The sequence below is a fragment of the Faecousia intestinalis genome, from assembly GCF_040096185.1.
Classification (GTDB): domain Bacteria; phylum Bacillota; class Clostridia; order Oscillospirales; family Oscillospiraceae; genus JAZOXB01.
The window spans coordinates 1-2,636 of sequence record NZ_JBBMFF010000206.1; the positions used below are offsets into that span (position 1 = coordinate 1).

Sequence of the window (2,636 nt, forward strand, 5' to 3'; positions counted from 1 at the left end):
CGAGGCGCTGCGCAGCGCCTGCCAGACGCTCTGGGACAATGTCACGAAGCGCCGTATGTATATCACGGGCGGCATCGGCTCGTCCGGCCTGCTTGAGCGCTTCACCGTGGATTACGACCTGCCGAACGACCGCATGTACTGCGAAAGCTGCGCGTCCATCGGTCTGATGATGTTCGGCCAGCGTATGGCGGCCATGTTCCATGACGCCTCGTACTACGAGACGGTGGAGCGCGCCCTGTGCAACACGGTGCTCGGCGGCGTCAGCGCTGCGGGCGATCGCTACTTCTACGTCAATCCGCTGGAGGTCTGGCCTGCAAACTGCAAGGACCATACATCTATCGAGTATCTCAAGCCCGTCCGCCAGCCGTGGTTCGAGGTTGCCTGCTGCCCTGCGAATATCGCCCGCACGCTTGCCTCCCTCGGCCAGTACATCTATGCGATCGATGAACGCAGTATTTATGTCAACCTGCTCGTCGGCTCGACCATCGAGACGACCCTGCGCGATACCGACGTCCGCATCGAGCAGCGCAGCGGCCTGATGCATGGCGGCGCACTGGAGCTGGACGTCCGCTCGAGCGGCACGCATCCCATCGTTGTGCGCCTGCGCCTGCCGAAGTGGCTTGAGAAGCCCGTCTTCCGCCTGAACGGCGAGGGGATCCAGCCTGCGGTCGAGAACGGCTATGCCGTGCTTGCCGTGAACTGCGCGGGCGAGCATCACTTCACGCTCAGCGGCTCGGTGCCGGTGCACCGCTGTGCCGCGAACCTGCAGGTCCGCGCCGATGTCGGCCGCGTCGCGCTGCAGAAGGGCCCGTTCGTCTACTGCTTCGAGCAGCAGGACAACGGCGAAAACCTTGCAGCCCTGCGCATGGCGCCGGATGCCGCCGTTGAAGAGAAGGCGCCCGCCGAGGGCCTGCCCGGCAACCTGCCGGAGCTGGACGTGAACGGCTGCCGCATCGTTTCAACCGGTGTGGACGACGCTGAGCTCTATGCCGACTGCGTGCTGCGCACCGAGCCGTGCACGCTGCACGCCGTGCCCTATGGCCTGTGGGGCAACCGCACGCCCGGCGAGATGCGCGTCTGGGTCGATACCACCATTTCGTAATTATACGCAGCAGGAAGCTGCTATAATAAAAAACTTGAAATGAAGAAAGGAACCTGAACCATGAAGAAGATCATCGCGCTCCTGCTGTGCCTGCTGATGGTCGTTGGTATGGTCGCCTGCGCAACCAACACCGACAACAACGATCAGACCGACGGCTCTCAGGACACCACCCCCGCCACGGAGAACTCCGATTCCTCCGATGACACCAACGGCAATGACGGCGACGTCGTCACCATCACCTACTCCTACTGGGGCACCCCGGACGAGGCTGCCAGCGTGCAGGCCGTCGCCGACAAGTTCCATGAAGAGTATCCGAACATCAAGGTTGAGGTCATGGCGATCCCCAACGAAGAGTATGTCACGAAGCTGAACACCATGGCTACCGCGGGTGAGCTTCCCGACTGCGGCATCATGAACGAGTCCGGCGTTCTGGACTTCGCTTCCGACGGCCTGCTGTACGACATCTCCGCCATGTACGAGGGCGCCGACTCCATGCCCCTTGATTCCATCACCTTCAAGAGCGAAGGCAAGCCCGTTGCTTACTCCGCTGCAAACGAAGTCCTGTCCCTGTACTACAACAAGGACATGTTCGATGCCGCCGACCTGGACTATCCGTCCGCTACCGAGGCTATGACCTGGGACGAGTTCGTCACCCTGGCCAAGACCCTGACCCTCGACGCCAACGGCAACAACGCCCTGAGCCCGGATTTCGACAAGGAAAACATCAAGCAGTACGGCTGCGTCGTTGACAACTGGACCTGGCAGCTTGAGGTTTGGGCACTGTCCAACGGCGGCCGCTGGTTCACCGAGGACGGCTCCGCCTGCACCATCAATGACCCGAAGGTCATCGAGTCCATCCAGAAGGTCGCTGACCTGACCCTCGTTGAGAACTGCATGCCTTACAATGCAGGCCTCGAGGACAACGGCATGCAGCGCTCCCTGCTGACCGGCACCGTCGCCATGGCGACCGCTGGCGCATGGAACGTCGGCACCTGCCTTGCCACCGCCCGTGACGAAGGCCTGAACTATGGCGTCGCCCGTCTGCCGAAGATGGTCAACGAGGTCACCATCTGCACCGGCGGCCCGCAGGTCGTCTTCTCCCAGACCAAGCATCCGGAAGAGGCCATGACCTTCATCAAGTGGTACATGAAGGAAGAGAACAGCTGGGACAGCCTGATCGCCACCGGCATCTGGATGCCCATCCTCGAAGAGTACTACACCGATGAGACCCTCACCAACAAGTGGATCGACAACCCCAACTTCCCGGATCATGACGAGTACAAGGGTGCTGTCGTTGACTACGCAAGAGATTGCGCTGAGTCTACCTGCTGGTACTACATCCCGCACACCACCGAGTTCATCGAGCTCCTCCGCACGGTCCTCGGCCCGGTCTGGACCGGCGAGCAGACCGCTGAGCAGGCGATCACCGAGAACTACGACGCACTGAACGCAGTGTTCATGGGCGAGTAAGCAGAACCCTCTGACTGATATCTGAAACCCCGGTTTTGGCCGGCCGCCCGGAGCGGCGGCCGGC

General features: G+C 61.8%; 2 protein-coding genes. Both read left to right on the top strand.

The window, feature by feature from the left end; genetic code table 11:
* The coding region (locus WMO66_RS07090) for a glycoside hydrolase family 127 protein (protein WP_349135710.1) at positions 1–1,102 on the top strand (1,102 nt) is incomplete at its 5' end.
* 60 nt (positions 1,103–1,162) lie between these two features.
* Entirely contained in the window at positions 1,163–2,572 is a 1,410-nt protein-coding gene (locus tag WMO66_RS07095; protein ID WP_349135712.1) for an extracellular solute-binding protein, read from the top strand.
* Positions 2,573–2,636 lie beyond the last annotated feature (64 nt).

Bases quoted from the DNA above. Each gene is read 5' to 3' on its own strand.
- WMO66_RS07095 (WP_349135712.1), top strand. From the start codon at position 1,163: ATGAAGAAGATCATCGCGCTCCTGCTGTGCCTGCTGATGGTCGTTGGT.